Raw genomic sequence first — 1,890 nt, forward strand, 5'->3', positions numbered from 1 at the left:
TGCTGTCGCCCGTCGAGTTCGAACGGCAGCAGGCTTTGATGGCTCAAGGCGTCTAGAAAACGAGGGGCTACTCAAACTCGCCGAACTGGAGACGCTCGACCAGGGCAAGCCGCTGTCCGTCGCGCGCTGGGCCGAGATCCCTGGCGCGATCAACCAGTTCCGCTTTTTCGCAGGCCAGTCGATGGCAATCGAAGGCAACACGGTCGAGACCTCGATAGACTATCAGCCGGCGGGCAAGCAGATGTCGGCCTGGACGGTTCGCGAACCGGTCGGCGTGGTTGCGGCGATCGTGCCGTGGAATTCGCCACTGGTGCTGACCGCAATGAAGCTCGCGCCCGCGCTGGCGGCCGGCTGTACGATCGTCCTGAAGCCTGCAGAGGATACCTCGCTCAGCGCACTCCGGCTCGGCGAGCTGATGACGCAGGCGGGGCTCCCGGCGGGCGTGCTTAACATCGTTACCGGGCTCGGCAGCGAGACCGGCGCCGCGCTCGCCGCGCATCCGGGCATCGACAAGATCGCCTTCACCGGCTCGACACAGACCGGTCGCGCCATCCTCGATGCGGCCAAGACCAATTTCAAGCGCGTCACGCTCGAGCTCGGCGGCAAGTCGCCCGCGATCGTGCTGCCCGACGCCGACCTCGACCTCGCAATCCCCGGCGTCGCAAACGCGATCTTCTTCAACGCAGGGCAGGTCTGCATCGCCGGCTCGCGCCTATACGTCCACCGCTCGATCCACGATCAGGTCATCGAAGGCGTCGTCACCTATGCCAAGGGGCTGGCAATGGGCCACGGCCTCGATCCCGCAACGCAGATGGGCCCCCTCGTCTCGGCGCGCCAGGCCGAACGCGTCGCCGGCTTCGTCTCGGGCGCGGAGAGCGAAGGCGCAACCGTCCTGACCGGTGGCGACCGCTCGGGCGAAGCCGGCACGTTCGTCACGCCGACCGTCGTAGTCGACGTCCGCCCCGACATGACGATCGTTCGCGAGGAAGTGTTCGGCCCGGTCCTCGTCGCGCAGCCCTATGACGATCTCGACGAAGTGGTCGCTGCGGCCAACGACAGCCAATACGGCTTGGCGTCGAGCATCTGGACACAATCGCTCTCCAGCGCACACCGACTCAGCGGCCAGATCCGCGCGGGCTCGGTGTGGATCAACTGCCACGCGATGTACGACGCGTCTCTCCCGATTGGGGGGATGAAGGCGTCCGGTTGGGGCCGCGATAGTGGGAAGCAGGCGATGGACAGTTATCTGGAGTGGAAGACGGTTTGCGCGGTGATGTAATCCCGCGTCACCCGGGTACGAACCGCGCCACGATTTCCGCCCAGAACTCGGGCTGCCGGTCGACAATATCGACACCGCGGCCCGGCAGTTCGGCCAACGCGAATTCTGGCCGGGTTGCGTGCGCCCGGCGTTAGCCTAAGTGGTATCTCCACCACAGGTTTCGCCAGCGTCAATCCGAGTGGCATGAGACGGCGGGACCATCATGTTTACTCTGGCGTCCATGCCGTCACGATACCGAACACCCGGGGTGCATCACCAGCCCGACGGCAGATTTTTCCGATCTCAACGAAATGTGTATAGTGGGTAAGACAAAGGACCTGGGTCTTCTTCGTAAATTTGGCCATCGCTCGACGACGGAACGATCCGGACCGAGGCTGCGGCAGTGATGTCACTCTTCTCCAAAGCGTGACAATCTGCCCCGCCGAGCCTGGCGGCCCGGAAGCGGAGGTGGTCGCGAAGGTGTCGGACTTGCTGGCGTGCACTACAAACGACAACGCCGCCGGTGAGGGCGGCGTTAAGTCGATTTGTAGAATTTGGTTGCGGGGACAGGATTTGAACCTGTGACCTTCAGGTTATGAGCCTGACGAGCTACCGGGCTGCTCCACCCCGCG

The 1,890-nt window shown here is 64.2% G+C and carries 1 protein-coding gene and 1 tRNA gene; one reads left to right on the forward strand and one right to left on the reverse strand.

What is annotated here, in order from left to right; all coding sequences use genetic code 11:
• On the forward strand, window positions 1-1,279 hold a 1,279-nt coding region (locus AC0CH3_RS17685; RefSeq protein ID WP_465238115.1), incomplete at its 5' end, for an aldehyde dehydrogenase family protein.
• A 534-nt stretch (window positions 1,280-1,813) separates the two neighbouring features.
• Here the strand turns inward: AC0CH3_RS17685 and AC0CH3_RS17690 are convergent.
• A tRNA-Met gene (locus AC0CH3_RS17690) sits at window positions 1,814-1,890 on the reverse strand.

It is taken from the genome of Sphingomonas sp. AC449, assembly GCF_979253475.1.